26 protein-coding genes are annotated in these 25,567 nt (G+C 73.1%); 16 read left to right on the top strand and 10 right to left on the bottom strand.

Annotated elements, in window-relative coordinates; all coding sequences use genetic code 11:
* Positions 1–96 precede the first annotated feature (96 nt).
* The 3 genes from panD to ABZY12_RS19860 all read left to right on the top strand — a co-directional run bounded on the left by panD (position 97) and on the right by ABZY12_RS19860 (position 2,670).
* Positions 97–522, top strand: coding sequence for an aspartate 1-decarboxylase (gene panD, locus ABZY12_RS19870; RefSeq protein WP_356892006.1), 426 nt, complete (start codon positions 97–99; stop codon positions 520–522).
* A gap of 19 nt (positions 523–541) precedes the next feature.
* Complete coding sequence (locus ABZY12_RS19865; protein ID WP_356892004.1) at positions 542–886, top strand: GNAT family N-acetyltransferase; 345 nt, start codon at positions 542–544, stop codon at positions 884–886.
* Positions 887–1,317: 431 nt separating this feature from the next.
* A complete protein-coding gene (locus ABZY12_RS19860; RefSeq protein WP_356892002.1) occupies positions 1,318–2,670 on the top strand; it encodes a transglycosylase family protein in 1,353 nt (450 codons plus the stop codon).
* Here ABZY12_RS19860 and ABZY12_RS19855 read toward each other — a convergent pair.
* Positions 2,551–3,531 (bottom strand): DMT family transporter, encoded by a 981-nt coding sequence (locus ABZY12_RS19855; RefSeq protein ID WP_356892000.1) that lies wholly within the window; start codon positions 3,529–3,531, stop codon positions 2,551–2,553. The genes ABZY12_RS19860 and ABZY12_RS19855 overlap by 120 nt on opposite strands.
* Positions 3,532–3,648: 117 nt before the next feature.
* Positions 3,649–4,365, bottom strand: coding sequence for a carbonic anhydrase (locus ABZY12_RS19850; RefSeq protein WP_356891998.1), 717 nt, complete (start codon positions 4,363–4,365; stop codon positions 3,649–3,651).
* Between the two features lie 211 nt (positions 4,366–4,576).
* Here ABZY12_RS19850 and ABZY12_RS19845 point away from each other — a divergent pair, with 211 nt between their 5' ends.
* From ABZY12_RS19845 to ABZY12_RS19835, 3 genes are all read left to right on the top strand, one after another.
* Positions 4,577–5,314 carry a (2Fe-2S)-binding protein gene (locus ABZY12_RS19845; RefSeq protein WP_356891996.1) on the top strand — a complete coding sequence of 246 codons (738 nt, stop codon included), beginning with the start codon at positions 4,577–4,579 and terminating at the stop codon, positions 5,312–5,314.
* A gap of 62 nt (positions 5,315–5,376) precedes the next feature.
* Positions 5,377–6,846: an SDR family NAD(P)-dependent oxidoreductase gene (locus tag ABZY12_RS19840; RefSeq protein ID WP_356891994.1), complete on the top strand. Its 1,470-nt coding sequence runs from the start codon at positions 5,377–5,379 to the stop codon at positions 6,844–6,846.
* Between the two features lie 234 nt (positions 6,847–7,080).
* Positions 7,081–7,251 (top strand): hypothetical protein, encoded by a 171-nt coding sequence (locus ABZY12_RS19835; RefSeq protein WP_215065452.1) that lies wholly within the window; start codon positions 7,081–7,083, stop codon positions 7,249–7,251.
* 91 nt (positions 7,252–7,342) lie between these two features.
* On the opposite strand, the gene ABZY12_RS19830 is transcribed toward ABZY12_RS19835, so the two are convergent.
* The 4 genes from ABZY12_RS19830 to ABZY12_RS19815 all read right to left on the bottom strand — a co-directional run bounded on the left by ABZY12_RS19830 (position 7,343) and on the right by ABZY12_RS19815 (position 10,481).
* Positions 7,343–8,764: a lipase maturation factor family protein gene (locus tag ABZY12_RS19830; RefSeq protein ID WP_356891992.1), complete on the bottom strand. Its 1,422-nt coding sequence runs from the start codon at positions 8,762–8,764 to the stop codon at positions 7,343–7,345.
* Between the two features lie 73 nt (positions 8,765–8,837).
* Positions 8,838–9,002: a hypothetical protein gene (locus ABZY12_RS19825; protein ID WP_356891990.1), complete on the bottom strand. Its 165-nt coding sequence runs from the start codon at positions 9,000–9,002 to the stop codon at positions 8,838–8,840.
* Between the two features lie 61 nt (positions 9,003–9,063).
* On the bottom strand, positions 9,064–9,639 hold the full coding sequence (locus tag ABZY12_RS19820) for a DUF1990 domain-containing protein (protein WP_356891988.1): 576 nt from the start codon (positions 9,637–9,639) through the stop codon (positions 9,064–9,066).
* Positions 9,627–10,481 (bottom strand): YndJ family protein, encoded by an 855-nt coding sequence (locus ABZY12_RS19815; RefSeq protein ID WP_356891986.1) that lies wholly within the window; start codon positions 10,479–10,481, stop codon positions 9,627–9,629. The genes ABZY12_RS19820 and ABZY12_RS19815 overlap by 13 nt, the downstream gene beginning before the upstream one ends.
* 181 nt (positions 10,482–10,662) lie before the next feature.
* Here ABZY12_RS19815 and ABZY12_RS19810 point away from each other — a divergent pair, with 181 nt between their 5' ends.
* The 8 genes from ABZY12_RS19810 to ABZY12_RS19775 all read left to right on the top strand — a co-directional run bounded on the left by ABZY12_RS19810 (position 10,663) and on the right by ABZY12_RS19775 (position 20,819).
* Positions 10,663–11,892 carry a DUF6777 domain-containing protein gene (locus ABZY12_RS19810; protein WP_356891984.1) on the top strand — a complete coding sequence of 410 codons (1,230 nt, stop codon included), beginning with the start codon at positions 10,663–10,665 and terminating at the stop codon, positions 11,890–11,892.
* Positions 11,893–12,228: 336 nt separating this feature from the next.
* Positions 12,229–14,226: a SpoIIE family protein phosphatase gene (locus ABZY12_RS19805; RefSeq protein WP_356891982.1), complete on the top strand. Its 1,998-nt coding sequence runs from the start codon at positions 12,229–12,231 to the stop codon at positions 14,224–14,226.
* A gap of 63 nt (positions 14,227–14,289) precedes the next feature.
* Entirely contained in the window at positions 14,290–15,624 is a 1,335-nt protein-coding gene (locus ABZY12_RS19800; protein WP_356891980.1) for a wax ester/triacylglycerol synthase family O-acyltransferase, read from the top strand.
* A 37-nt stretch (positions 15,625–15,661) separates the two neighbouring features.
* Positions 15,662–16,537, top strand: a complete 876-nt coding sequence (locus ABZY12_RS19795; RefSeq protein WP_356891978.1) for a DNA-formamidopyrimidine glycosylase family protein — start codon at positions 15,662–15,664, stop codon at positions 16,535–16,537.
* Between the two features lie 40 nt (positions 16,538–16,577).
* Positions 16,578–17,339 carry a LytTR family DNA-binding domain-containing protein gene (locus ABZY12_RS19790; protein WP_356891976.1) on the top strand — a complete coding sequence of 254 codons (762 nt, stop codon included), beginning with the start codon at positions 16,578–16,580 and terminating at the stop codon, positions 17,337–17,339.
* Between the two features lie 126 nt (positions 17,340–17,465).
* A complete protein-coding gene (locus tag ABZY12_RS19785; RefSeq protein WP_356891974.1) occupies positions 17,466–17,876 on the top strand; it encodes a hypothetical protein in 411 nt (136 codons plus the stop codon).
* Between the two features lie 16 nt (positions 17,877–17,892).
* Positions 17,893–19,614 carry a cation acetate symporter gene (locus ABZY12_RS19780; RefSeq protein WP_356891972.1) on the top strand — a complete coding sequence of 574 codons (1,722 nt, stop codon included), beginning with the start codon at positions 17,893–17,895 and terminating at the stop codon, positions 19,612–19,614.
* A complete protein-coding gene (locus ABZY12_RS19775) occupies positions 19,611–20,819 on the top strand; it encodes a histidine kinase (protein WP_356891970.1) in 1,209 nt (402 codons plus the stop codon). The genes ABZY12_RS19780 and ABZY12_RS19775 overlap by 4 nt, the downstream gene beginning before the upstream one ends.
* 76 nt (positions 20,820–20,895) lie before the next feature.
* On the opposite strand, the gene ABZY12_RS19770 is transcribed toward ABZY12_RS19775, so the two are convergent.
* The 3 genes from ABZY12_RS19770 to ABZY12_RS19760 all read right to left on the bottom strand — a co-directional run bounded on the left by ABZY12_RS19770 (position 20,896) and on the right by ABZY12_RS19760 (position 22,624).
* Positions 20,896–21,399, bottom strand: a complete 504-nt coding sequence (locus ABZY12_RS19770) for a hypothetical protein (protein WP_356891968.1) — start codon at positions 21,397–21,399, stop codon at positions 20,896–20,898.
* Between the two features lie 249 nt (positions 21,400–21,648).
* Entirely contained in the window at positions 21,649–22,062 is a 414-nt protein-coding gene (locus tag ABZY12_RS19765) for a PaaI family thioesterase (protein ID WP_356891966.1), read from the bottom strand.
* A 4-nt stretch (positions 22,063–22,066) separates the two neighbouring features.
* The gene (locus ABZY12_RS19760; protein WP_356891964.1) at positions 22,067–22,624 is read right to left on the bottom strand and encodes a sigma-70 family RNA polymerase sigma factor; all 558 of its coding nucleotides are present in this window, start codon (positions 22,622–22,624) and stop codon (positions 22,067–22,069) included.
* A 261-nt stretch (positions 22,625–22,885) separates the two neighbouring features.
* On the opposite strand from ABZY12_RS19760, the gene ABZY12_RS19755 reads away from it, so the two are divergent.
* Positions 22,886–24,100, top strand: a complete 1,215-nt coding sequence (locus tag ABZY12_RS19755; protein WP_356892135.1) for a CapA family protein — start codon at positions 22,886–22,888, stop codon at positions 24,098–24,100.
* A gap of 21 nt (positions 24,101–24,121) precedes the next feature.
* On the opposite strand, the gene ABZY12_RS19750 is transcribed toward ABZY12_RS19755, so the two are convergent.
* A complete protein-coding gene (locus tag ABZY12_RS19750) occupies positions 24,122–24,568 on the bottom strand; it encodes a universal stress protein (protein WP_356891962.1) in 447 nt (148 codons plus the stop codon).
* A 105-nt stretch (positions 24,569–24,673) separates the two neighbouring features.
* Between ABZY12_RS19750 and ABZY12_RS19745 the strand changes: the two genes are divergently transcribed.
* A complete protein-coding gene (locus ABZY12_RS19745) occupies positions 24,674–25,522 on the top strand; it encodes a polysaccharide deacetylase family protein (protein ID WP_356891960.1) in 849 nt (282 codons plus the stop codon).
* The last annotated feature ends 45 nt before the right edge of the window (positions 25,523–25,567 follow it).

Raw genomic sequence — 25,567 nt, 5'->3', positions numbered from 1 at the left:
GGGCAGCTGACCGAATATGCGAATCGTTGTACGCTCCGAAGACCGCCCTTGACCTGCGCTGAGCAGGCAGGGAGCAGACATTTCGGGAGTTTGTTCATGATTCGGACAATGTTCAAGTCCAAGATCCACCGCGCCACCGTCACCCAGGCCGATCTTCATTACGTCGGTTCCGTCACCGTGGACGCCGACCTCATGGAGGCGGCGGATCTGCTGCCCGGGGAACTGGTCCACATCGTCGACATCGACAACGGTGCCCGGCTCGAGACCTACGTCATCGAGGGCGAGCGCGGCTCCGGTGTGATCGGGATCAACGGTGCCGCCGCCCATCTCGTGCACCCCGGTGACCTGGTGATCCTCATCAGTTACGCCCAGGTCGAGGACGCCGAGGCGCGGAGTCTCGTGCCGCGGGTGGTGCACGTCGACGGGGACAACCGGATCGTGGAGCTGGGCACCGACGCGTCCGCGCCGGTGCCCGGCAGTGACACCCGGCGCAGCCCGCAGGCCGTCGCCACCCACGTCTGAGCCGAGGGAGACGCTTCGCATGGCAGACCTGACGATGCGCGACGAGCGGGAGAAGGGGCGCCTGGAGGCGTTCGAGGGCGACACCTATGTCGGTGGCATCGTCTATTTCGTCCTGGACGCCCCGCCCCACGCCCTGGTCGCGGTGCACACCGTCGTGGAGGACGGCCACGAGGGCAAGGGCATCGCCGGGTCGCTCGTGCGCGAGTTCTACGCCGTCGCCGCGCGTGAGGGTGTCCCGGTCGTGCCGCTGTGCCCGTACGCCGCCGCGTGGGCGCAGAAGCACCCGGAGGAGGCCCCCGAGGCCCCGGGCGATGTGGTGCGCGCCGCGAAGATCCAGCTCAAGGCCACCCCGGAGCTGTGGTGACACCCTGATCGCCGTGCCCCGGCACTGCCGCACACCTCACCGGGGGTACCGACCCGAATGAATGGATCCGGCGCGCGGGGGCACGCGCCTCGGGAGAGCCTGGTGCAGAAACGGCCCAGCCGACCGAGAGGTCCGTCATGACCCACCCGTACCCCGATCCGGTGCCCCCCTCGCCGGTCCCGCCCCCGGGGCCGGTGCCCCCGCCCACGCCCGGGCCCCTGCCGGGACCGCCTCCGGTACCGCCGCCGAACCCGGTCCCGGAGCCGCCACAGCCGACCCCCGTACCGGAACCCGAGCCTCAGCCCCAGCCGGGACCGGCCGGCCCCTGACCACCAGGTGACACAGAGGAGTTGAGGTTCCGCTCGGACCCTTGCCACGGCCTGGCGCCTGCCCCTACCTTGGACGGCTGCTGACGCGTTCAAGGGGGGGCCATGGCCGTACGCGGACGACATCGCAGACAGCAGCCGAGCCGGATCAACCGGGCCTCGCTCACGGTCACCGCGGGCGGCGCCGGAATCGCGCTGCCCCTGGTCGGCGCCGGCTCCGCCCAGGCCGCCGCGCTCGACGTCTGGGAGAAGGTCGCCGCCTGCGAGTCCTCCTCCAACTGGCGCATCAACACCGGCAACGGCTACTTCGGTGGGTTGCAGTTCACCCAGTCGACCTGGGAACGGTACGGCGGTACGCACTACGCCCCGCGCGCCGATCTGGCCTCCAAGGACCAGCAGATCGCCATCGCCGAGAAGGTGCTGAAGGGTCAGGGTGCGGGCGCCTGGCCGACGTGCTCCGCGCGGGCCGGGCTGGCCCCGGGCGGCGACGCCCCCGACGTCCGGCCCGCGTCCCTGCCCGGGCAGCGGGGGACGGTGCCGACAGGACGAGCGACGGAGCGGCCTCCGGTCGCCACCCCGACCACCGTTCCCACGGTCCGCGAGATGTACACCGTCACGCCCGGGGACTCGCTCTCCCGGATCGCCCGCGAGGAACGGGTGAACGGCGGGTGGCAGCGGTTGTACGAAGCGAATCGCACCGTGGTCGGCGACGACCCGGACCTGATCCACCCGGGCCAGAAGCTGACCCTCCGGATCACCGCGCCCGCCAAGCCGTCGCCCGCCCGGGAGCCCGCCAAGCCGTCGCCCGACAAGAAGCCCACGGCCGAGACTCCGGCGGCCGAGACCCCGGCGGGCAAGCCCCCGACGACCCAGGCGCCGTCCACCAAGCCCCCGTCCACCAAGCCCTCGGAGACGAAGGCACCGGCGCCCAAGGCCCCGTCCGCCAAGCCTCCCGCCACCAGGGCCCCCGCCACCAAGGCCCCGTCCACCAGGCCGCCCGCCGCGCAGGCCAAGACCCGGCCCGCCTCCCGGCCCGCCGCCGCGCCGCAGGCCGGCCGCTTCAGCGCGCCCGTCGCCGGATCCCTCGGCACCCGCTACCGCGTGTCCGGTTCCTCCTGGTCCAGCGGCTATCACACCGGCGTCGACTTCCCGGTCCCCACCGGGACCTCCGTCAAGGCCGTGGCCGGTGGCACGGTGGTCTCCGCCGGCTGGGGCGGGGCGTACGGCTACGAGATCGTCGTCCGCCACGACGACGGCCGCTACAGCCAGTACGCCCACCTCTCGGCCCTCCACGTCCGTGAGGGCCAGCGGGTCAACGGCGGCCAGCGGATCGCCCGTTCAGGTTCGACCGGCAACAGCTCGGGACCGCATCTCCACTTCGAGGTGCGGACGGGTCCCCGGTACGGCTCCGACATCGACCCCCTGGCCTACCTGCGTGCGCGGGGAGTCTCGATCTGACACCCCCGGATCTGACACCGCGAGCGAGTCCTCCGCTGTTGTCAGGCGGTCCAGCGTGAGCTGGACGATTCCGCCGGCTGCCACGGCACCGCAGATCAGCGCCGCCACGGTGCCGGCCGCGCCGTAGCGGAAGCTTTCGCCGAACAGCGTGAGCCCCACCGTCGCCGCGACGACCGGGTTGACGACCGTGACCGTGGCCAGCGGCGCGGCGAGGCCCGCGCCGCGGTACGAGGCCTGCGAGAGCAGCAGCCCGGTGACCGCGAGCGTGGAGAGGACCAGCAGGCTCGGCCACTGGGCGAGGGGCGCGCTCGCCGTCCACTCCACCGCGACGGTCTTGGTGAAGACGGAGGCGATGCCGAAGGACACGCCCGCGGCGGCCGCCAGGACCACGCTGCGCCACACCGGACGGCCCACCACGTGCGCGGCGGTGAACAGCGCGACGACGACGCCGAGCGTCCCCGCCGCGAGGAGCGACCGTTCGCGCCCGCCCAGGGGCCCGGCCCCGGCACTGCCCGTCAGGCTGAGCAGGCCCGCGAGACCGACGGTGGCCATCACCGCGCCGCGCCAGGCCGTGCGGCCGGCCCGACGGCCGACGAAGAGCGCGGCCATGGGCAGCGCGAAGACGATGGTGAGCGCGCCCAGGGGCTGGACGAGGCTGAGCGGCCCGTAGGCGAGCGCGGCCACGTGGAGGGCGGCACCCAGGCCGTTGAGCATGACGGACCCCCACCAGGCCGGGCTCCGCAGCGGGGCGTACGTGTGACTGCCGACGGTGGCCGCGACCCGCTCCTGCACGATCGCCGCGGTCGCGTAGGCGACCGCCGAGACCAGTGAGAGGAGCACGGAGAGCACGAGGGGACTCATACCTTCAACGATCTCTCCTTTCGGCGTTCACGTCGTCTTGCCCGGGACCCCCTCGGGCGTACCGCCGTCGCAGTACAGAGCCCTCCGCCGTACGCCTGGGATGTACGCCGACGCAGGTCAGGAGGGGTGGAAAGCGACCTTTCCGGTATCCAGGTCGAAGCGGGCACCCACGATCAGAGCCCGGTCGAAAGCCGCGTCCCGAGCCAGTCTTCGCCGGATCAGGGCCACATTGGCCCGCACCGTGTTCTCCACCCAGTCACCGGGCTGGTCGCGTGTCTCGCGCGCGGCGGGGGCGATCTCCTCCACGACCCGGGCGAGGTGTCCCTCGACCGGACGTCCGGTGCGGACGTACTCCACGGCGGCGGTCGCGGCCCCGCACCGCTCGTGCCCGAGCACCACCACCAGGGGTACGCCCAGCTCCTCCACGCCGAACTGGATCGACCCGAGCACCGCTTCGTCCAGTGCCTGCCCGGCCGACCGTATCGCGAGCAGGTCACCGAGGCCCTGGTCGAAGACGATCTCGGGCGGGACCCGCGAGTCGACGCAGCCGAGTATCAGGGCGAAGGGGTGCTGGGAGACGGCCACGGCCGCGCGCCGTACCGCGTCCTCGTGCGGATGGGTCTGCCGCAGGGCCGCGAACCGGGCGTTGCCGGCCCGGAGTTCGGCGAGTGCGCGAGCGGCGGTCGGCGGCTCCTCGGCGCGCGGGCGAACCGTCGGGGCCGTGGCGGCGCGGGCGGAGGGAACGCCCGCCGCCATGGCCGCGGCGGCCGTCAGGGCCAGCACCGCACGCCGTCGGGGAGTGGCGGAATCCTGCGGGGAAAGGGAAGGAGTCATGCGCCTGAGCGTTACGGTGATGCGCGGTCACCGGAACCGGCTTGGTTCCGTCATGACCCGATCATGACCAGGGCCGACCCCAGCCTTGACCGGAGACGATCCTGCCTTGACCGGGGGCGACCCCAACCTTGACCGGGGGTGACCGAATCTTGATCGGGCCCTGCCAGGCGGCCGGGCGGCCGGGCGCGGGCGGCAGTCGGGAGGCGGTGCGGTGGATCTCGTCGAGAGCGCGTCGGTGGGCGGCTTCTTCGCCTTGCGCGGGAGCGCGCCGCCGACCGCCGTACCGCCCGGTGGCGAGCCCTCGCCGCTCGCGCGTCTGTACGCGGGGGAGACCGGACCCCTGACCGCTCGCGTCGACGCCGTCGCGGCCCGCCTCGGGACCCCCGAGCGGCGGGTCGCCGCCTCGCTGGCCCAGCTCGGACTCGCCGCCCGGCTGTGGTCGGTCGCCCTCGGACCGGCGGCGCTGTACGGCCGGTTCCCCGACCTCGACCCCCGCGACCTGTACTGGAACGGGTCGCTCACCTCACCCGACGACCTCTGGTGGGCGGGCGCGGCCACCCGTCCCGGCACGGTGGAGGAGCTGCGCGAGGCCGTCCAGGAGGCTCATCTCGTACCGCTGGCCCATGCCTTCCACGCCGACAGCCGGATCTCGCCCCGGCTGCTGTGGGGCAACGCCGGCTCCGCCCTCGCCGGGGCGCTGCGCGAGCTGGTCCGCTGGGCCCGCGCCCGGGAACGCCCCGAGGTCGGCGAACGCGCCGCCACGCTCGTCTCCGGGCTCCTCGGCCACCCCGACCTGGCCCGCACGGTCCGCGGCCCGGCCCTGCGCCGCACGAGTTGCTGCCTGTACTACCGCACCCCCGCGGGCGGCCTGTGCGGCGACTGTGTCTTCGACCACCCGCCCACGGGCAAGGGGCCGACGGGTTTGGAGACACGGCCCCCCGCTCCGTAAAGTTCCTCTTTTGAGATGTGGGCGCGCGCGAGCGTACGAGCGATCGAGGAACGGCAAAGGCCATGACGGTGACTGAAGAGACCCAGGAGTACGGGCCGGGCATCGACCCCGAGCGCCTGGCCGTCTGCCTGAGCGTCCTCGAAGAGCTCGACAAGCTGGACGTGGACCACCCGGACGCGATCGCCGTCCGCCGTGCCACCGCGGGGATCTACCGGACCGTGAAGCAGCGCCGCCGTCAGGAGCGCCGGGCCGCCAAGACCGCGCACGACAAGGCCGTCACGGAGTCCACCGCCACCGGTTCGGCCCAGCGCATCGACGACGAGACCGAGGGCATCCTGCCCTCGTCCGTCACCGAGGCCGGCCAGATCGCCGGGATACTCCAGCGCCCCCGCTCCTGCTACATCTGCAAGACGCGGTACGTCGAGGTCGACTACTTCTACCACCAGCTCTGCCAGAACTGCGCGGCCGAGAACCGGTCCAAGCGGGACGCCCGCGCCGACCTCACCGGCAAGCGCGCGCTGCTCACCGGCGGCCGCGCCAAGATCGGCATGTACATCGCGCTGCGGCTGCTGCGCGACGGCGCGCACACCACCATCACCACCCGCTTCCCCAACGACGCCATCCGCCGCTTCAAGGCGATGCCGGACAGCGACGAGTGGATCCACCGCCTCAAGATCGTCGGCATCGACCTGCGCGACCCCGCCCAGGTCGTCGCGCTCGCCGACTCGGTGGCGGCCGAGGGTCCGCTGGACATCCTGATCAACAACGCCGCCCAGACCGTGCGCCGCTCCCCGGGCGCGTACAGCGAGCTGCTCGCCGCCGAGTCCGCCCCGCTGCCCGCGGGCGAGCTGCCGCCCGCCCAGGTCATCGGCACCTTCGGCTCCGGCGCCGTGGACACCATCCCCGCGCTGCCGTCCGCCCGCACCGGCGACGCCCTGACCGCGCAGGACGTGACCGAGCTCGCGCTCGTCGGCGGCTCGGCGTCCCTGGAGCGGATCGCGGCCGGTACGGCGATCGACGCCGGTGGCCTCGTCCCCGATCTGCACGACACCAACAGCTGGATCCAGACCGTCTCCGAGGTCGACCCGGTCGAGCTGCTCGAAGTGCAGCTGTGCAACTCCACCGCGCCGTTCATCCTGATCAGCCGGCTCCGCCCGGCGATGGCGGCCTCCGGCGCGAAGCGCACGTACGTCGTGAACGTCTCCGCCATGGAGGGCGTCTTCAGCCGTGGCTACAAGGGCGCGGGCCACCCGCACACCAACATGGCCAAGGCCGCGCTGAACATGCTGACGCGGACCAGCGCGCAGGAGATGTTCGAGTCCGACGGCATCCTGATGACCGCCGTCGACACCGGCTGGATCACCGACGAGCGCCCCCACCCGGACAAGATCCGGCTCGCCGAGGAGGGCTTCCACGCTCCTCTGGACCTGATCGACGGCGCGGCCCGGGTCTACGACCCGATCGTGCGCGGCGAGGCGGGCGAGGACCTGTACGGCTGCTTCCTCAAGGACTACGCGCCCGCCAACTGGTAATCGGCCATCCGCGCGACTTTCACCCGATCGCGTCACACTTCCGAGCCCCATAGAGCGCCGCCGCGCTCATTTGGTTACTCTGATGTCCACGGTCGGCCACCGGGGTTTCACCAAACCTCCACGGTCGGCCCGGGGACTGGCCTTCCACCAAGGCCGCGGTCCCGCCCGATGAAACGGCGCCACCGCGACCGAACGGCCATGTCCTCACAGGTACGCGACACAAGGGAGTGCGCGGTGACACCAGAACTCACGAAGCAGGAACAGCGACCGGCCGAAAGTCCGGAGCGGCCCCGCCGGTCCGGCGAGCTGGGCAGCCTGGAAGTGTGGGCCCGCTCGGCGCCCATCCGACTGGCGGGCTACGAGGACGACCTCGCGGAGCCGCACATTCTGCCCGGCATCGACTGAGTCGTAGCCGTCGCTTCGTCTGTGCCCCCGGCCGAGCCATCGGCCGGGGGCACAGACGTGTCCTACCGGCGATGCTCCGCCCTCCGCCGTCCTACCGGCGCACGGGCTCCCGCAGCCGGATCGGCGGCATGTACTCCCGGACCAGCGTCCGGTGCCACCAGGCGCCGGTCTCCCGCAGCTCCCGCCACGTCGTGTACCGGTAGCGGTAGAGCCGCGCCCGGACATGCGTCGGCGGCGCGTCGGGGAAGGGGTTGTGGCGCAGCAGTCGCAACGTGTCCCGGTCCCCTTCGAGCAGCCGCTCGACCAAGCCGCCGAACCAGTCACGGGCGTACGCGGGGGACAGCGCGGCGAACCACATCAGCCAGTCGAGCCGCAGATGGTACGGGGCGAACTGGCGCGGCAGCCGGCGCGGATCGCCCGGCTTGCCCTTGAAGCCGTACTCCCGCCACACCGTGCCCGGGTGCGGCTCCGGGTCGTCCGTGCCCTCGATCACGATCTCGTCCCGGATCCGGCCGATCGACCCGAAGGCGCCGTACGTGTTGACCAGGTGGAACGGGTCGTACGAACGGTTCATCGCCTGGCGCTTGGAGAGCAGGTTGCGGGCCGGGCGGTAGCTGAGGACCAGGACCAGCGCGGTCGCGGCGACGACCACGATCACGTACCAGAGAGGCGGGTCGGGCTGCGGATGGTCACCGACCAGTAGCGAGCCGTCCATGGCGGAGAGCGCCAGGACGATGGTGATCCAGTTCAGCCACGCGAAGTTGCCGGAGAGCACCAGCCACAGCTGGGTCGCCACCATCAGACCGGCGGCGACCGTCGCCACCGGCTGCGGGGCGAAGAGGAGGAACGGTACAGCCAGCTGGACGACGTGGTTGGCGGCCACCTCCACCCGGTGCAGGGGCCGCGGCAGATGGTGGAAGAACCAGCTGAGCGGGCCTGGCATCGGCTGGGTCTCGTGGTGGTAGTACAGGCAGGTCAGATCGCGCCAGCAGCGGTCACCGCGGAGCTTGATCAAACCGGCGCCGAACTCGACCCGGAAGAGCAGCCAGCGCAGCAGGAACAGCACCAGGACCGGTGGCGCGGTGTCGTCGTTGCCGAGGAAGACGGCGAGGAAGCCCGTCTCCAGGAGCAGCGACTCCCAGCCGAAGGAGTACCAGGTCTGGCCGACGTTGACGATGGAGAGGTAGAGCGCCCACAGGACCGCCCACAGCAGCATCGACACGGGCAGCGGCACCGCGTCCCCCGCGCCCGCCACCAGGGCGAGCGCCAGGGCGGCGCCCGTCCAGGCGACCGTGGCGAACAGCCGGTCCGAATAGCGCCAGTGGAAGAGGCTGGGAGTGCGGCGCGGGTCCACCCGGCGCAGGTACTCCGGCACGGGGAGCATGCCGCGTTCGCCGATGAGGGCCCGGAACTGGAGAGCGGCGGAGACGAACGCCACGAGGTACAGCCCGGCGAGCCCGCGCTGGAAGACGATCCGGCTCAGCCAGTGGTCGGGTGCGGTGAACCACTCCATCCCTTCAAGTATCGACCCCGGCGATGCGGCGCTCACCCCGTCCGTTCAGGGGCGCCGGGCTGCCCCCGCGATGTCAGCCCTTCTCCTCGTCGTCCGCGGTGCGCTCACCCTCCGCCTGGGACGGGGTGGTGCGCATGGTCTGCGGATGGCGCTGCGTCCGCTCCTGGGCGTCCATGTCCTCGTCGAGCCGCTCGCCCTCGGCCTGCGAGGGGCTCGTGTATTCGTCGTACTGGCTCATCGCCGGCTCCTTGAATGGAACATCTACGTACAAAAGGAGCGTAACGCCCGAAGTGTCCCGCTCACTCCCCGCCTTCGACGATTCCCCGCAGCGTACGGCCGAGGTGGCGGGCGTACGCGTGCTGAAGGAGGGGCACGAGAGGACCCGCCAGGCGGGTGTACCAGGCGGCGGGGCGGCTGAAGGCGGTCACCGTGAACCAGACCGATCCGTCGGGATGCAGATCGACCACGAAGGACTCCTCGCCGCGCTCGGGATGACGGGTACGGGTGCCGTACGCGAATCCGGTGCGGTCCTTCCCGTACGCCGTCCAGATCACCTCGCAGGGGGCGGTGAAGCGGACGGGCCCGGCGCCGATCGAGATCTCCACGAGGACGCCGGGCTCCGCGCGGACTGCTTCGCTGCGGACCCGGGCGCCCGAGGTGCTGTGCATCCGCCAGGTGGTCACGGCGGCCCCGGCGGTCTCGAAGGCCTGGCGGCCGTGTCCGATCCGGACGGTGTGGTGAAGGTGCTGGTATCCGGCGGGCAGCCGGCCGGACCCGGTGGCGCCGACCTCGGGGTAGTTGAGGGCGCCCGGGGCGGCGGCCCGCCGGGGAGCGGCGGCGGTGGGGTGGGCGAGGGCGCGGATCAGACGGGCCATGATGCGGTCTCCTTGGGGGTGGCGGTCGCCCGGAGCCGGTGCCAGGCGAGCACCGAGCAGAGCGCGAAGCCGAGGGCGTTGGCGAGGCCGTGGGTGGCGGCCATCCAGGTCAGGCTGGGGTGGGGCAGTCCGGTGGCCTCGCCGAGCGCCCAGCTCAGGGCGAGGAGCATGGTGACCACGAGCACGGCGGACGAGAGGGCCAGGAGCGTGCGGGTGACCGGGTCGGGGGCGCCGGGCCGTACGTCCCGCCAGGTCAGCAGGGCGACGGCCCACATTCCGGCGGTGAGCACCATAGCCCCGGCGAGCTCGGCCCAGTCGTCGACGAAGTAGCCGAGGAGGACGAGCAGGGTGCCGAGCGGGACGCTGAGCGCGGCGAACCGCGCCGGAGGGCCCTCGGACGTACGGCAGACCAGGCCGGCCACCAGAGCCGCCGCGAAGCCCGCGAAGTGGAAGTGGGGCACGGTCAGGGCGAGGATGCCGAGGTCGAAGCCGAGGAGTTCGTACCCGGCGCGCTCGGCGACCAGGGCGAGGCCCGCTACCGACGGCGTCACCAGCGCCGTGAGCACCGCGACCTCTGACGGGGCGAGCGAGGACGTCACGGCGAGCCGGAGCGGGGCGTGCAGGGCCAGGACGAGCGTGGCCAGGGCGTAGAGGGTGGCGAGCGTGGTGGCGGCGGGCCCGCGCGGAAGCCAGAGGGCGACGGCGCCGGGAACGGCGAGCAGCGGCCAGAGTCGGCCGAGGAGGCGCAGGCCGCGCGGCTGGGGACCGTCGATCAGGCGCAGTCCGGCCGGGACGACGACCAGCATGCCCAGCATCACGATCGCCGCGACGAGTGCGGACATGCGACCCCCTGTTGAACGTGTTCAAGTGTCGTTGTCGAGCGTAGACCCTTTCTTGAACGCGTTCAAGTGGCGGGAACGGGGCGGCCTCGGATGGATGTACTCCGTTTGCGGCGCCGGATGGGATGCGACAGACATGGAGGGAATGTCGCGAATGTCTCGGGCGGGAGAAGCGGGAGATCACGTGCGCTCATCCATAGGCCGGCCACGACGGCCCCTCGCCACGCTCGTCACGCTCGCCGCACTGAGCTCGGCGCCGGTGCTCGCGGGCTGTTCGTCCGGCGACGGAGGCGACGGCGGAGGGGGCGGCGGCGAGCAGGCCGCGGCCGCCTCCCGGCAGGTCCTCCTCCAGCCGGTCGCCGCCCGGGGGCCCGATCCGTTCACCCCCTCCACCGCGCGAGGCGCCGCCCCGCCGACCACGCCACCGGACTCGTCCCCGCCCAGCGCCCCCGCCCCGGAGGGCCCGGTCCGTGAGGTCACCGGCTCCACGCCCGGCCTCTACGGTGGAACGCGCTCCGTCGCCAGCTGCGACGTCGAGCGGCAGGCCGCCTTCCTCACCGCCGACCCGACCAAGGCCCGCGCCTTCGCCGAGAGCGCGGGCATCCCCGACTCCGGCGTGGCCGACTGGCTGCGCGGACTCACTCCGGTCCTGCTGCGCGCCGACACCCGGGTCACCAACCACGGTTACCGCGACGGACGGGCCACCGCCTTCCAGTCGGTCCTGCAGGCGGGCACGGCCGTCCTCGTCGACCCGTACGGCGCGCCCCGCGTCCGCTGCGCCTGCGGCAACCCGCTGCGCTCGCCCGCCATCGACGGGGGAGCCGTACACAGCGGCCGGCCTTGGACCGGCTATCGCCCCGACCGCGTGGTGGTCGTCAAGCCCACCACGACCGTCGTCCACAGCCTCGTCATCGTGAACGTCGCGGACGACACCTGGATCGAACGACGCACCGGATCCGACGGAGAACGGGACCGCGCGCCCGCCGTCGTACCGCCCTGCGAGCCCGAGGACTGCGTCACCACGCCGCCCGACACCTCACCGTCCGGGACGCCGACCGCCCCCGACGGCTCGGTCTCGCCCAAGACCCCGCCGCCCGACACCCCCACCACGCCCGGCGACACCCAGTCGCCCGGTGACGGGACCGGACGTTCGCCCGACGACCCGCCGAGCGACGTCCCGCCGCCGTCCGCGACCGACTGCCCGTCGGCGCCCACCGCCCCGCCCACGCAGATCGCGCCCGGCGAGCCCGACCCGTACGACACGGTCCCGCCGAACCCCGAGATCCCGCCCGACTGCCCGCCGTTGATGCCGCCCGAGCCGCCACCCCCGGTCGACCCGGAGGAACCGCCGCTTCCGGAGGACCTGTTCCCGACCGAAACCGGACCGGAGCAGCCGGACACCTTCGAAGGCTGACCACCGGAACCCGGTGCGCGCCGGCGCGCGCCGGCGCGCACCGGCTCGCACCCCTGGTCTCCGCCGTGGTCAGTGCCCGATTCCCGCCCCGGTCCCGCCGTGGTCAGTGCCCGATTCCCGCCCCGGTCCCGCCGTGGTCAGTGCCCGATTCCCGCCCCTGATCGTCGTCGTTGTCCGTGCCCCCATCTCCGCCGTGCGCGCGGCCGGGCCTGCGCCTAGCGTGGCCCCATGGACGCGGGCAGAGGGGGCGCCGAAGCGGCGGAGACCTGCCGCTGCGAAGCAGGGACAGGGGGAGTGACGTGCTGCTTCCTCCGCGCCCACGGTGAGCGGTTCGGAATGGGAAGCTTCGACTGGGACCTGATCAGCGGCACGATGATCATGGACGCGGGGGCGCTGAGGGTCTTCGACATGCGCCCCGACGAATACGACGGCAACCCCACCACCCTCGGCTCCCGTGTGCTTCCCGACGAGGGACGCCGGCTCGACACCCTCGTCACCCACGCCCTCAAGGACGGCAGCGACCGCTACGGCGCCTACTTCCGCATCCGTCGCCGCGACGGCAGCCAGCGCTGGACCCACACCCAGGGCCTCATCCACCGCGACGAGACCGGACGCCCCCACCGCATCCTCGGCATCGTCCGCGACGCCTCCGAGGAGCTGACCGAGTCCGCCGCCCGGCTCGGCCTCGACGAGGGCCGGCGCAAGCGCACCAGCGTCGTCGAGAGCACCACCGCGGCCCTCGCCCACGCCCGGACCGTCCAGGACGTCATCGACCTCCTGAACGACTCCCATGGCCTGGAGTACTTCGGCGCCACCAGCCTGGTCATGGGGCTGCTCGAGTCAGGCCGGATCCATCTGGTGGCCGAGGGGCCCGCCGGCGCCTTCGTGCCCGGCACCCGGTTCACCCGGGTGGACGAGCCGTACCCGATGAGCGAGGTGGTCCGGACCCTCACCCCTCGGTTCATCGAGTCGGCCGAGGACTTCGCCGACTCGTACCCCGTCCTCTGGCCGCACATCAGCGGCCTCGGCATCACCTCGGCCGCCTATCTGCCACTGATCGCGCAGGCCCGCCCGATCGGCGCGCTCGGCCTCCTGTACAGCGACAGGACCGGCTTCAGCGCCGACGAGCGCAACCTGCTGGTCGCGCTCGGCAGCAGCATCGCCCAGAGCCTTCAGCGCGCCATGCTCTACGAGCAGGAGCACGACCTGGCCGAGGGCCTCCAGCAGGCCATGCTGCCGCGCCGCATCCCCGACGTGCCCGGCGCGCACACCGCCGTCCGCTACCGCTCGGCCCGTCTGGGCCGGGACATCGGCGGCGACTGGTACGACATCATCCCGCTGCCCGGCGGCCGCATCGGCGCCGTGATCGGGGACGTCCAGGGGCACGACACCCACGCGGCGGCCGTCATGGGACAGCTCAGGATCGTGCTGCGGGCCTACGCGGCCGAGGGGCACACGCCGGCGACCGTGATGGCCAGGGCCTCCGTCTTCCTCCACGAGCTGGACACCGACCGCTTCGCCACCTGCACCTACGTGGAGGTGGACCTCGCGACCGGGGTCATGCAGGTGGTGCGCGCCGGGCATGTGGACCCGCTGATCCAGGACGCCGACGGCAGTTGCCGCCGGCTGCCCGTCGAGGGCGGGCTCCCGCTCGGACTCTCGGCGGAGTTCGGCCGGCTGGACTTCCCGGTGGCCGCCCTGGAGCTGGACCCCGACCAGACGCTGCTGCTGTACACCGACGGACTGGTGGAGAAGCCCGGGTCGGACCTCGACGAGGGCATGCGGTGGCTCTCCTCGCTGGTACGGGGAGGGCCGCGCGACCTCCAGCGGCTCGCCGACCACCTGTGCGAGGTCGTGGACGAGCGGGGTGGTGACGACGACGTCGCGATCCTGCTGCTGCGCCGCCACGGGGCGTACTTCCCGCGGACCGGCGGACGGCTCCAGCAGCACGTGGGGCAGAGCGACCCGGAGGCGCTGAGCTCGGCCCGGCACATGATCAGGGCCGCGGTGCGGGCGTGGGGCGCCGTGGACCGCTCGGACGAGATCGAGCTGGTCGCCGACGAGCTGATCACCAACGCGCTGATGCACACCGACGGCGGGGCGATCGTGACCCTGAGGGTGATGGCCGGGCCCGAGCGGCGGCTCCGGGTGGAGGTCGAGGACCGCTCCAGCGCGCTGCCCCGACGCCGCGAGGCGGGGGAGTCGGGCGTGTCCGGCCGGGGCCTGCTGCTGGTCGACCGGATCTCGGACGTCTGGGGCGTGGAGCCGCGCGGCAGCGGCAAATGCGTTTGGTGCGACTTTATTGTTAACCCTGTGTACATGGATCGTACTTGACCGTAACCGACTGTACGCGATTGACTTCGGTCTCCTGCTGCCCTTCTAGGACATGAGGATCCGTTGAGCAGTGAGCTTCTGGCCCCCCTCGATCTGGCCTTCTGGCACCTCGAGTCCGCCGACCACCCCATGCATCTGGGCGCCCTCGCCCACTTCGGCCCGGCCCCCGCCGAGCCGGACGTCCTCGGCCTGCTGGCCTGCCGGGCCGCCGCGATCCCCCGGCTGCGGATGCGGGTCCGCGACGTCTGGCTGCCCGTCGGAGGCGCCGCCTGGGCCGTGGACAAGGACTTCGACGTACGACGGCATGTGCGGGAGATCGCCCTGCCGGGCGCCGACTTCGGCGCCGAGACCGCTCGGCTGGCCGGCGAGCTGATGGAGCGCCCGCTCGAACGAGGACGCCCGCCCTGGGAGATGTACCTGCTCACCGGCGCGCCCGACGGCTCCTTCGCCGTCCTGGTCAAGCTCCACCACGCCCTCGCCGACGGCATGCGGGCCGTCGCCATCGGCGCCGGGATCTTCGACGAGATCGCCGCCGTCCGCAGGGCCGGCGGGCGGCGCGTCCGTCCCGTACCTCCGCGCTCCTGGCTGCCAGGACCCGGCCGGCTCGTCGGCGCCGCCCGCGACCGCATCGAGGACCTCGGCCGGGCCGTCGAGGTCGGCGCCAGCGTGCTCCGCGCCAGTCGGCTCGACGTGCGCGGCACCGACGCCCTCGCCGCCCACTCCAGCGGCACGCGCCGGGTCGCCACCGCCACCCTGGACATGGACCGGATCCACCGGGTACGCCGCACCTCGGGCGGCACCGCCAACGACGTCCTGCTCAGCGTGGTCGCCGGGGCCCTGCGCCACTGGCTCGGCGGGCGGGGCGACCCGCTCCCCGGCACCGACCCGCGCGCCCTCGTGCCCGTCTCCCGCCGGCGCCCCGGTTCCCCGGCCGGCTCCGGCAACAGCCTCTCCGCCTACCTCCTGACGCTGCCGGTCAGCGAGCCCGACCCGGCCGCCCGGCTGGCCGCCGTACGCCGGGCGATGGACCGCAACAAGGCCGACGGGCCGCTGCGCGGCGCGGGGGCCCTCGCCGTACTCGCCGACCAACTCCCCCCGCTCGCCCACCGCTTCGGCGCGCCGCTGGCCTCGGGGGCCGCCCGCATGCTCTTCGACGTCCTGGTCACCAACGTGCCGCTGCCACGCTCGGCCCTCTCCCTCGCCGGGGCGCCGCTGCGCGCGCTCCACCCGATGGCGCCGCTCGCCCGGGGCCAGTCCCTCGCCGTCGCCATGTCGCCGTACGGCGGCCAGGTCCATGTCGGGCTGGTCGCCGACGGCAAGGCCGTCCCCGACCTCGACGCGCTGGCGGACGCGCTCGCCGCCGAACTCGACCTGCTGGATCAGACGGGACGGAGCTGAACGCGCGGCGGGGCGGCGGCCCTGGCAGGGTGGAGCCATGCCCGAACTGCCCGAGGTGGAAGCGCTGCGAGAGTTCCTCGACGAGCATCTCGTCGGCAAGGAGATCGCCCGCGTGCTCCCCGTCGCGATCAGCGTGCTCAAGACGTACGACCCGCCCCTGAGCGACCTCGACGGCTCCGAGGTCGTCGCGGTCGCCCGGCACGGCAAGTTCCTGGACATCGAGGCCGCGGGCAGGACGGGCGAGCTGCTCCACCTCCTCGTCCATCTCGCCCGGGCGGGCTGGCTGCAGTGGAAGGACCCACTGCCCTCGGAGCCCCCGCGCCCCGGCAAGGGCCCGCTGGCCCTGCGTACCGCACTCACCACCGGCGACGGATTCGACCTCACCGAAGCCGGCACCACCAAGCGCCTCGCCGTCCACCTGGTCCGCGACCCGCTCGACGTGCCGGGCGTCGCCCGGCTCGGCCCCGACCCGCTCGCCGCCGACTTCGACCTGGCCGCGTTCACCGCGCTGCTCGCCGGCGAACGGCGCCAGATCAAGGGCGCCCTGCGCGACCAGAGCCTGATCGCCGGCATCGGCAACGCGTACAGCGACGAGATCCTGCACGCGGCGCGGATGTCCCCCTTCAAACCGACCCAGAACCTCGACGAGGCGGACACCGCCGCCCTCTACGAGGCCATGCGGACCACCCTGCGCGAGGCGGTGGAACGCTCGCACGGCATCGCGGCGGGCAAGCTGAAGGCCGAGAAGAAGAGCGGCCTGCGAGTGCACGGCCGCACCGGCGAGCCGTGCCCGGTGTGCGGGGACACCATCCGCGAGGTGTCCTTCAGCGATTCCTCGCTCCAGTACTGCCCGACCTGCCAGACCGGCGGGAAGCCGCTCGCCGACCGCAGGATGTCCAAGCTCCTGAAGTAGCCGGTTCTGCGGCGGCCGCGGCCCGCCTACACTCCGCTGCATGCTGCGCGTACTGGCCGTCGACGACGAAGAGCCGGCCCTCGGGGAACTGCTCTACCTCCTGCGTGCCGACCCCCGGATCCGCAGCGCCGAGGGCGCCACCGACGCGACCGGGGCGCTGCGCAGGATCGGGCGGGCCCTGGACGCCGGGCCCGACGGGGAGGAGACCATCGACGTCGTCTTCCTCGACATCCACATGGCCGGGCTCACCGGGCTCGACGTCGCCCGGCTGCTCGCCGGGTTCGCCCGGCCCCCGCTGATCGTCTTCGTCACCGCCCACGAGGGCTTCGCCGTGCAGGCCTTCGACCTGGAGGCGGTCGACTACGTCCTGAAGCCGGTACGCCGGGAACGGCTCGCCGAGGCCGTCCGCCGGGTCCACGACCTGGTCCACGCCGCCCCGGCGCCGGTCGCGCCCGTGGGCACGCCGGAGCAGGTGCCCGTCGAACTGGGCGGAGTCACCCGCTTCGTGGCCGTCGACGACATCGCGTACGTGGAGGCGCAGGGCGACTACGCCCGCCTGCACACCGAGGAGGGCAGCCACCTCGTCCGCATCCCGCTGTCCACCCTCGAGGAACGCTGGGCCGCCCGCGGTTTCGTGCGGATCCACCGCAGTCATCTCGTCGCCCTCGACCGGATCGACGAGCTGCGCCTCGACGGCGGCGCGACCTCCGTGCGGGTCGGCACCGCCGAACTGGCCGTGAGCCGCCGGCACGCCCGCCAGCTGCGGGACCTGCTGATGCGCCGCGCGGCCGGCCGGCCCTGAGCGCCCGGCTCGCGCACCCGGCCCGTCTGGCGCCGCCTGCCGCCCGGGAACGCGTCTACCGCCCGTCATCGCTTCTGCGTAGACTCCACAGGCCCAGCAGATCGAGAGACGCCGGAGCGGACGCCGATGCCCCAGCAGCCACCGCCGCGCAGGCCCCGGCGTGAGACCGTCACGCACGCCTCGGCCCTCCGCGCCGGCGCCACCGGTCTGCCCCGGCAGCCCGCGAGCCCCCGCCCGGGCGCCCGGACCGGTCATCCGCCCGCCCGCTTCGAGATCAGCGAACAGACCACCCTCGGACACACCTACGTCCGCTCCCTGATGCGCAGTCAGCTCAGGGCCGCGCTCACCGCCCTCGGCGCGCTCGCCCTCCTCGTCGGCTCGCTGCCCCTGCTCCTCGCGCTGCCCGCCCCTGAGGTCGTCGTCTGGACCGTCCTCGGCGTCGGCGTGTACCCGGTCGTCTGGGCCGTCGCCCACTGGTACGTCCGCCGCGCCGAGCGGAACGAACGCGACTTCACCGGCCTCGTCGAGGGCCGCTGACCGCGGGGGACGGCACGTGAACCACACCTACGCGGTGGCCGCGGTCACCACCGTGGTCCTGGCCACCGTGCTCATCGGGGCCCTGGGGCTGCGGATATCCCGCACCACCTCCGACTTCTACGTCGCCTCCCGCACCGCCGGGCCCGGTCTCAACGCCGCCGCCATCAGCGGCGAGTACCTCTCCGCCGCCTCCTTCCTCGGCATCGCCGGTCTCGTCCTCGTCCAGGGCCCCGACATGCTCTGGTACCCCGTCGGGTACACCGCCGGCTATCTCGTCCTGCTCACCCTGGTCGCGGCGCCGCTGCGCCGCTCGGGGGCGTACACGCTCTCCGACTTCGCCGAGGCCCGGCTCGAATCCCCGCCCGCCCGCCGTCTCGCCAGCCTCTTCGTCGTCGGCATCGGCTGGCTCTATCTGCTTCCCCAGCTCCAGGGCGCCGGGCTCACCCTGGAGATCCTCACCGGAGCCCCCGACTGGGTCGGCGGCGTGCTCGTCGCCGTCGTCGTCACCGGCATCGTCGCCGCCGGCGGCATGCGCAGCATCACCTTCGTCCAGGCCTTCCAGTACTGGCTCAAGCTCACCGCCCTGCTCGTGCCCGCGATCTTCCTGACCGTCGCCTGGTTCGGCGACGACACCCCGCGCGTCCGCTTCGACGCCCCGGCGGTCTTCCGCGAGCACACCGTCGTCCGCGTCGCCGACACCGTACGGATCGAGCTCGACGCCCCGCTCACCCTCACCGTCACCGGCCGGATCGACGCCACGGCGTACGAGCAGCGGTCGGTCACCCTCGACGAGGGCGCCCACCGCGTCGAGGGCGGCACCGAACTCGCCTTCCCCGAGGGCGCGACCGTACCCGAGAGGGCCTCCACCGGTGCCGACCCCCTCGGCTGGTCCCAGCCGCTGGCCGGCGGGAGCGACGGCCACCAGCTGTACGCCACGTACGGGCTGATCCTCGCCACCTTCCTCGGCACCATGGGGCTGCCCCATGTCGCCGTCCGCTTCTACACCAGCCCGCACGGACGCGCCGCCCGGCGCACCACCCTCGTCGTTCTCGGTTTGATCGGTGCCTTCTATCTGCTGCCGCCGGTGTACGGCGCACTGGGCCGGATCTACGCACCCGAACTGGCCCTCACCGGCGCCGCCGACGCCGCCGTGCTCGTGCTGCCGGACCGGATGCTCGGGGGAGTGCTCGGGGAGCTGCTGGGCGCGCTACTGGCCGGCGGGGCGTTCGCCGCGTTCCTGTCCACCGCCTCCGGGCTGACCATGTCGGTCGCCGGAGTCCTCACCCAGGACGTGCTGCCCAGCCGTGGCGTACGGCATTTCCGCCTCGGCGCCCTGCTGTCCACCGCCGTCCCGCTGACCGCCGGTGTCCTGGCCTCGAAGGTTCCCGTCGCGGACGCCGTCGGCCTCGCCTTCGCCGTCTCGGCGTCCTCCTTCTGCCCGCTCCTCGTCCTCGGCATCTGGTGGCGGCGGCTGACCCCGCCCGGCGCGATGGCCGGACTGCTGCTCGGCGGCGGCTCGGCGCTCACGGCCGTGATGGCGACCCGGGCCGGTCTGCCCGCCGAGGGCTGGGCCCACACCCTGCTGGCCTGGCCGGCCGTCTGGTCGGTCCCGCTGGGGTTCGTGACGATGATCCTGGTCTCGCTGGCCACCCCCCGCCACGTCCCGCCCGGCACCCCGGCGATCCTGGCCCGGCTGCATCTGCCGGAGGAGTTGCTGCGCCAAGGAGCCGGCCGGTGAGCGGCATCGCGCTCGCGGCCGCGGGCGCCGCCGCCGCCGTCCTGCTCGCGGCCGGGTTCGTCCTGGGCCGGATCACCGCCCGGCGTGGCGGACGGGCCGCCGATCTGGACCTCGGCACACCCGTCGAACGAGCCACCTTCCACACCCTGCACACCGCCTCCCTCGCCGCGCCCCCGCTGCGTGCCGGGCTCACCGAGGACACCGCCCGCAAGGCCGTCGGGCGGCTGCGTTCCCTGCTCGGCACCGAGGCGCTCTGTCTCACCGATCGTTCCGCCGTGCTCGCCTGGGACGGGCCGGGCGAGGGCCACCACCGTGACCACGTCATGGAGCGGGTGGCCGAGATCCTCGCATCGGGGCGCAGCCGGTCGGCGCACACCGGCTGCGCGGACTTCGAATGCCCGCTGCGCTGGGCGGTGATCGCCCCGCTCACGGGTGAGGACGGGGTGCTGGGGGCGCTCGTCGCCTACGGTTCGCGGGAGTCCGCCGTCCTCGTGCGGGCCGCGACCGAGGTCGCCCGCTGGGTCTCCGTACAGCTGGAACTGGCCGAGCTCGACCGGTCCCGGACCCGCGTCGTCGAGGCGGAGATCCGCGCTCTGCGGGCCCAGATCTCCCCGCACTTCATCTTCAACTCCCTGGCAGCGATCGCCTCGTTCGTCCGCACCGACCCCGAGCGGGCCAGGGAACTGCTGCTGGAGTTCGCCGACTTCACGCGCTACTCCTTCCGCCGGCACGGGGAGTTCGCCCAGCTCGCCGACGAACTGCGCTCCATCGAGCAGTACTTGGCACTCGCCGGGGCCCGCTTCGGCGACCGGCTCAAGGTCACCCTGCAGATCGCGCCCGAGGTGCTGCCGGTGACGCTGCCGTTCCTCTGCCTCCAGCCGCTGGTCGAGAACGCCGTCAAGCACGGCCTGGAGGACTCGGTGAACGTCTGCCGCGTCACGATCGCCGCCCGCGACGCGGGCGCGGAGGCCGTGGTGACGATCGAGGACGACGGCGTGGGCATGGACCCGGACGTGCTGCGGTCGATCCTGCGCGGAGAGCGCCCCTCCGGCGCGGGGATCGGCCTGTCGAACGTGGACGAACGGCTGCGCCAGGTGTACGGGGCGGAGTACGGGCTCGTGGTCGAGACCGGTATCGGCGCGGGGATGAAGGTGACGGTACGGATCCCCAAGTACCGGGCGGGCGTGCACCGTACGGCTCTCTAGGAGCCGTCGACATGGCCCCGCTCGCCGCGCTCGGCAGCGCCTGGCCGGACGAGGCCCACGGGCTGTTCGGCGGCCGTCAGTAGAGGTGGAGCGCCAGATGGCCGAGCGGCAGACCCACCTGCCAGGCGGGCAGCCACACCTGAGTCGACTCGTCGACCGGGAACCCGGGTGCCGACGGCATCGGCCCTCCCAGGTCGGCCGCGCGGATCCGGGTCGCCTCCAGGAGCCGCCAGGTCTCGCGGGCCAGGGCCAGATCGGGGCCGTCGTCGCCCGCCTCGGCCCGCGCGGCGAGCCGCTCGCGCACCCACCGGTCCCAGGGATGGTCGTAGGCGGTCCGCGCGATCCACTCGTCGAGCCGGTCCGCGGTCCCGGCCAGGGGCCGGGCGCCCGCGCCCTCGCAGAGGTGGATCGTGAGGGCCAGCGTCCGCTGCCCGGCCCGGTACTCCAGTGAGCCGGGCGCGACCAGACAGCCCGCGCGGAGCAGATCACCGGCTGTGAACTCGGCACACAACCAGGCCATCGGGACGGCCAGTCCGCCCCCGCTGGTGCCGTTCGTGCTCTCGGGCAGCAACGCTTCCACCTACTTCGGACGTGTCGTGTGGGTCGAGGACCCCGGGGACCCGAGAACGAGCCTCCACCGAAGAGGACGTGTGTGGGTCGCTCTTTACTCAACTCGCCCGTGTGGTTTCGGATACGTTCCCCCCACGCATCGGTGCCGGTGGGAGCGGTGATGCGGGGGGAGACGTCCGGGACGGCTGGAACTGGCGCGACGAGTTCCGATGGGGACGACGAGCTGCGACGGGGACGACGGGAGCCGGCGGCAGGGGCCTCAGCCGAGCAGCGCGTACACGGCCGTCGCGTGGGCGGCGGTCTCGCTCGTCCCCTCGGCCGTCATCGCGATGTCCGCGAACGCCATCCGCTTCCCCGTCTTGGTGAGCCGCGCCCGCACCAGGACGTCCGCGCCCTGGACCGCCCGCTGGAAGGTGATCGACTGCTGCACCGTCGTCATCGGCACGAAGCCGCCGCGGGCCGCGGCCACGGCGATCACCGTCGCGGTGTCGGCGGCGGCCATCAGCGCCTGACCGGACAGACCGCCGCCCTCACGGGCCAGCCGGTCCGACCAGGGGAGCCGGAGGACCGCTTCGGCCCCGTCCAGCGAGACCACCGAGAGCCCCAGATCGAGCACCCAGGGGGCGAAGTTGTCGGCGAGAACCTTTTCCGCGGTTGCGAGAGTCAGCGTCACGCGGTCATTGTGCGGCCGCGGTCCTCGGTCGGGCAACGCCCCCGCGCGGGGGCCGGTATCCCGGCAGACGACGCCCGAGCTGGCGCAGCGCGTAATGCGAACGGGACTTCACCGTTCCGGCCGGGATGCCGAGGTCGGCGGCGGCCTCGTTGACGGTGAGACCGTGGAAGTAGAGCCGGACCAGGACCGCGCGGTGCTCCGGGCTGAGACCGTCGACGGCCGCCCGTACGTCGAGCGCGGCGACCGCGGACTCGGTGATGTCCGCCGGGTCGGGCGTGGCGGCGAGCATCCCGTCCCCGATCTCGGCGGGCCGGGCGAGGCGGGAGCGCCGGGCGTCGATGGCCAGGCGCCGGGCCACGGTGAACAGCCACGGCCGCATCGACTCGTAGGGTCCGTCGAACGCCTCGGGGTGGAGCCAGGCCCGTACGAGGGTCTCCTGCGCCAGGTCCTCCGCCCGCTGCCGGTCGCCGTAGGTCAGGCCGAGCAGAAAGCCGAGGAGCGCCTGGCCGTGGTCACGCTGGAGCGCCGCCAGGGCGCGCTCGTCGGTCGTCGCCGTTGTCATGCTTCACACCTCTCCTGCCGGCTCCTCGTCCTCGGGGCGTATACGAGCGCATGCGAGCAGCGAGCGACAGGTAACGCGCACGTCCGTGCGACGAGCGGTCGCACCGAGCGGCGAATGGTGCGGTGAACGGTCACCCGAAGGCTCTGCGTCCGTTTCAGCGGGGTTTGGTGGGTTTCGCGGCTTTGCCCCTTGACTGAGGCTTATATCCGCTGTGAATTCATCAGGACAGATGTTCGTCCGATGAACGGCGGAGTACGGCAGATGATCCAGCGCACGAGACAAGGGGCGGTGGCCGTCGCCGCCGTCCTGCTCACCGCGGCGACCGGCTGCGCCGGTGCCGCCCGCACCTCCGGAGCGCCGCCCGCCGGGCAGGACTCCGAACGCCCCGCCGCACCCGTCGCACCGACCGCCCCGTCGGTGCCCGTCGGCGGGGCCTCGGCCCGCACCGGCTTCACCCTCGTCGCCTCCGGCGACGTCCTGCCCCACGACTCGATCATCCGCCAGGCCGCCGTGGACGCGGGCGGCCGGGGCTACGACTTCCGGCCGATGCTCTCCGGGGTCAAGCCCATCGTCTCGGGCGCCGACCTGGCGATCTGCCACATGGAGACGGTGTACGGGAAGGAGGGAGGCCCCTACACCGGCTACCCCGCCTTCAAGTCACCGCCCGAGATCGCCGACGCCCTCAAGGACACCGGGTACGACTCCTGCTCCACCGCCTCCAACCACACCCTGGACGACGGCGCCGCCGGCCTCGGGCGGACCCTCGACGCCCTCGACCTGGCGGGCGTGCGGCACGCCGGTTCTGCCCGCACCGCCGAGGAGGCGGCCCGGCCCACCCTCCTGAAGGCGGGCGCCGCGACCGTCGCCCAACTGGCCTACACCTACGGCACCAACGGCTTCCCGCTGCCCGAGGGGCAGCCGTGGGCGGTCAACCTGATCGACGAGGAGAGGATCGTCGCCGACGCGCGGGCGGCCCGGAAGGCCGGCGCCGACGTCGTCGTCGTCAGCCTGCACTGGGGCACCGAATGGCAGACCGCCCCGGACGACCGTCAGCTGACCCTCGGCAGATCCCTCACCGCCTCGCGGACCGGGGACCGCCCCGACATCGATCTGATCCTCGGCACCCACGCCCATGTGCCGCAGGCGTACGAGAAGGTCAACGGCACCTGGATCGTCTACGGCATGGGGGACCAGATCGCCGGTGACATGATCAACTACGAGGGCGCCTTCGATCCCCGGGGCAACCAGGGCACTCTCGGACGTTTCACCTTCACCCCGCCCGCGTCGCCCGGCGCCCGATGGGAGGTGGCCAAGGCCGAGTTCATCCCCCAGTGGTTCGACACGTCCCGGGGCCGGGTGGTCAACCTCAACGCCGCCATCAAGGACGGCGGCGGCCAGACCGCCGTACGCGACACCATCCGTGACGTCGTCCTCGGCAGGGGTGCGGCCGAGGACGGTCTGGTCATGGGGGAGTAGCGCCGCCGGAGCCCGGACCGGTCACGGGACGACCGTGACCGGCCAGCGGCCCGCCTTGACCAGCCGGACCGCGACCGAGCCGACGAACCGGTGGCCCGCCGACTCCGACGCGCCCACCACGACCGCGTCCGCCTTCAGTTCGTCCGCCGCCGAGACCAGGCCCGCGTAGGCGTCCCCCTTGAAGGTGTGGAACTCCCAGCGCACCTGCCAGATCTCCCGCACCCGCTCCGTCGACTCGCGGATCTCGGCCACCAGACTCTGGGCGATCTCGTCCGTGGTCCCCGCGACCGGCGCGCCCAGCGCCGCGCCCGCCGGCAGCACCGGCTGGACGTAGATCAGGGCGAGGAGGGCGTTCTGCCGGCGAGCGAGCCCGGCGGCGTAGGCCGCCGCACGCAGGGACGCATCGGAACCGTCGACGCCGGCCACGATCACCTTGGGGCCGTCCGTACCGCGTTCGAAAGCAGTCACGCTTCGAGGCCATCGGCTCATCGGGTGTTTTCGGACGGACGGCCGGTGTGGACGAGGGGCGCCGCCCTTCGCCCATGCGAGTTATTAGTCATGAAAAAGGATCAGATGCCCAGCGGGCGTCGTGCGGTGCTGCGCATCGCCGCCGCCCTGGGGGCCACAGCCACCGTGGGAGTCTTCGCGGCGGAACACGCCGCCACGCCCGTACGGCCGAAGGGCGCGGCCCCGGAGCCCGTCGCCGCCCCAGATGGGGGGCCGGCCGCGGGCCCTCAGTCGGGCGCCCGGCTCAGGCCCTCCTCGTACCGGCTCCAGCCGATGACCGCGTACGCGCCGCCGGCCTTCCGCAGGGCGGTGCCGCCGGTCCGGCAGCGGCCCTTCCTGAGGATGTCCGGCGTCGGCCGTTCGATGGTGCTGTCCTTCGACGACGGCCCCGACCCCCGCTACACCCCGGAGATCCTCGCCACCCTGCGCCGCCACGGCTGCCGGGCGATGTTCTTCGTCTGCGGCGAGATGGCCGTCGAGAACCAGGACCTGCTGCGGGAGATGGCGGCGGACGGGCACGTCGTCGGCAACCACTCCTGGTCCCATCCGCTCATCCCCAAGCTGCGCCCCTCGCGCATCCGGGACGAACTCGGCTCCACCAGCGACATCATCGAACGCACCCTCGGGACGGCGCCCTTGTGGTACCGCGCCCCCTTCGGCGCCTGGAACCGGCACTCCTTCGAGATCGGCGCCGAGCTCGGCATGGAGCCGCTGGCCTGGACCGTGGACACCCTCGACTGGAAGGAACCGGGCACGGCCAGCATCGTGCGCCGGGTCCTGGACGGAGCCGCACCCGGTGTGGTGGTCCTCTCGCACGACGCGGGCGGCGACCGCTCGCAGAGCGTGGCCGCACTGAAGCGCTATCTGCCCGAGCTGCTCGACGCCGGCTACAGCATCACCGTGCCCCGGCGCTGAGCGCGTACGGCGAAGGCCCCCGGATTCCCCGGGGGCCGTCGCCGG

Source organism: Streptomyces sp. NPDC006551 (assembly GCF_040611675.1).
GTDB lineage: Bacteria > Actinomycetota > Actinomycetes > Streptomycetales > Streptomycetaceae > Streptomyces.
This window is presented reverse-complemented; position numbering and strand designations above follow the sequence as displayed.

Excerpts from the sequence above, each read along its gene's own strand:
- panD (WP_356892006.1), top strand. The coding sequence starts at position 97 with ATGATTCGGACAATGTTCAAGTCCAAGATCCACCGCGCCACCGTCACC.
- ABZY12_RS19865 (WP_356892004.1), top strand. The coding sequence starts at position 542 with ATGGCAGACCTGACGATGCGCGACGAGCGGGAGAAGGGGCGCCTGGAG.
- ABZY12_RS19860 (WP_356892002.1), top strand. The coding sequence starts at position 1,318 with ATGGCCGTACGCGGACGACATCGCAGACAGCAGCCGAGCCGGATCAAC.
- ABZY12_RS19855 (WP_356892000.1), bottom strand. The coding sequence starts at position 3,531 with ATGAGTCCCCTCGTGCTCTCCGTGCTCCTCTCACTGGTCTCGGCGGTC.
- ABZY12_RS19850 (WP_356891998.1), bottom strand. The coding sequence starts at position 4,365 with ATGACTCCTTCCCTTTCCCCGCAGGATTCCGCCACTCCCCGACGGCGT.
- ABZY12_RS19840 (WP_356891994.1), top strand. The coding sequence starts at position 5,377 with ATGACGGTGACTGAAGAGACCCAGGAGTACGGGCCGGGCATCGACCCC.
- ABZY12_RS19830 (WP_356891992.1), bottom strand. The coding sequence starts at position 8,764 with ATGGAGTGGTTCACCGCACCCGACCACTGGCTGAGCCGGATCGTCTTC.
- ABZY12_RS19825 (WP_356891990.1), bottom strand. The coding sequence starts at position 9,002 with ATGAGCCAGTACGACGAATACACGAGCCCCTCGCAGGCCGAGGGCGAG.
- ABZY12_RS19820 (WP_356891988.1), bottom strand. The coding sequence starts at position 9,639 with ATGGCCCGTCTGATCCGCGCCCTCGCCCACCCCACCGCCGCCGCTCCC.
- ABZY12_RS19815 (WP_356891986.1), bottom strand. The coding sequence starts at position 10,481 with ATGTCCGCACTCGTCGCGGCGATCGTGATGCTGGGCATGCTGGTCGTC.
- ABZY12_RS19805 (WP_356891982.1), top strand. The coding sequence starts at position 12,229 with ATGGGAAGCTTCGACTGGGACCTGATCAGCGGCACGATGATCATGGAC.
- ABZY12_RS19795 (WP_356891978.1), top strand. The coding sequence starts at position 15,662 with ATGCCCGAACTGCCCGAGGTGGAAGCGCTGCGAGAGTTCCTCGACGAG.
- ABZY12_RS19790 (WP_356891976.1), top strand. The coding sequence starts at position 16,578 with ATGCTGCGCGTACTGGCCGTCGACGACGAAGAGCCGGCCCTCGGGGAA.
- ABZY12_RS19785 (WP_356891974.1), top strand. The coding sequence starts at position 17,466 with ATGCCCCAGCAGCCACCGCCGCGCAGGCCCCGGCGTGAGACCGTCACG.
- ABZY12_RS19760 (WP_356891964.1), bottom strand. The coding sequence starts at position 22,624 with ATGACAACGGCGACGACCGACGAGCGCGCCCTGGCGGCGCTCCAGCGT.
- ABZY12_RS19755 (WP_356892135.1), top strand. The coding sequence starts at position 22,886 with ATGATCCAGCGCACGAGACAAGGGGCGGTGGCCGTCGCCGCCGTCCTG.
- ABZY12_RS19745 (WP_356891960.1), top strand. The coding sequence starts at position 24,674 with ATGCCCAGCGGGCGTCGTGCGGTGCTGCGCATCGCCGCCGCCCTGGGG.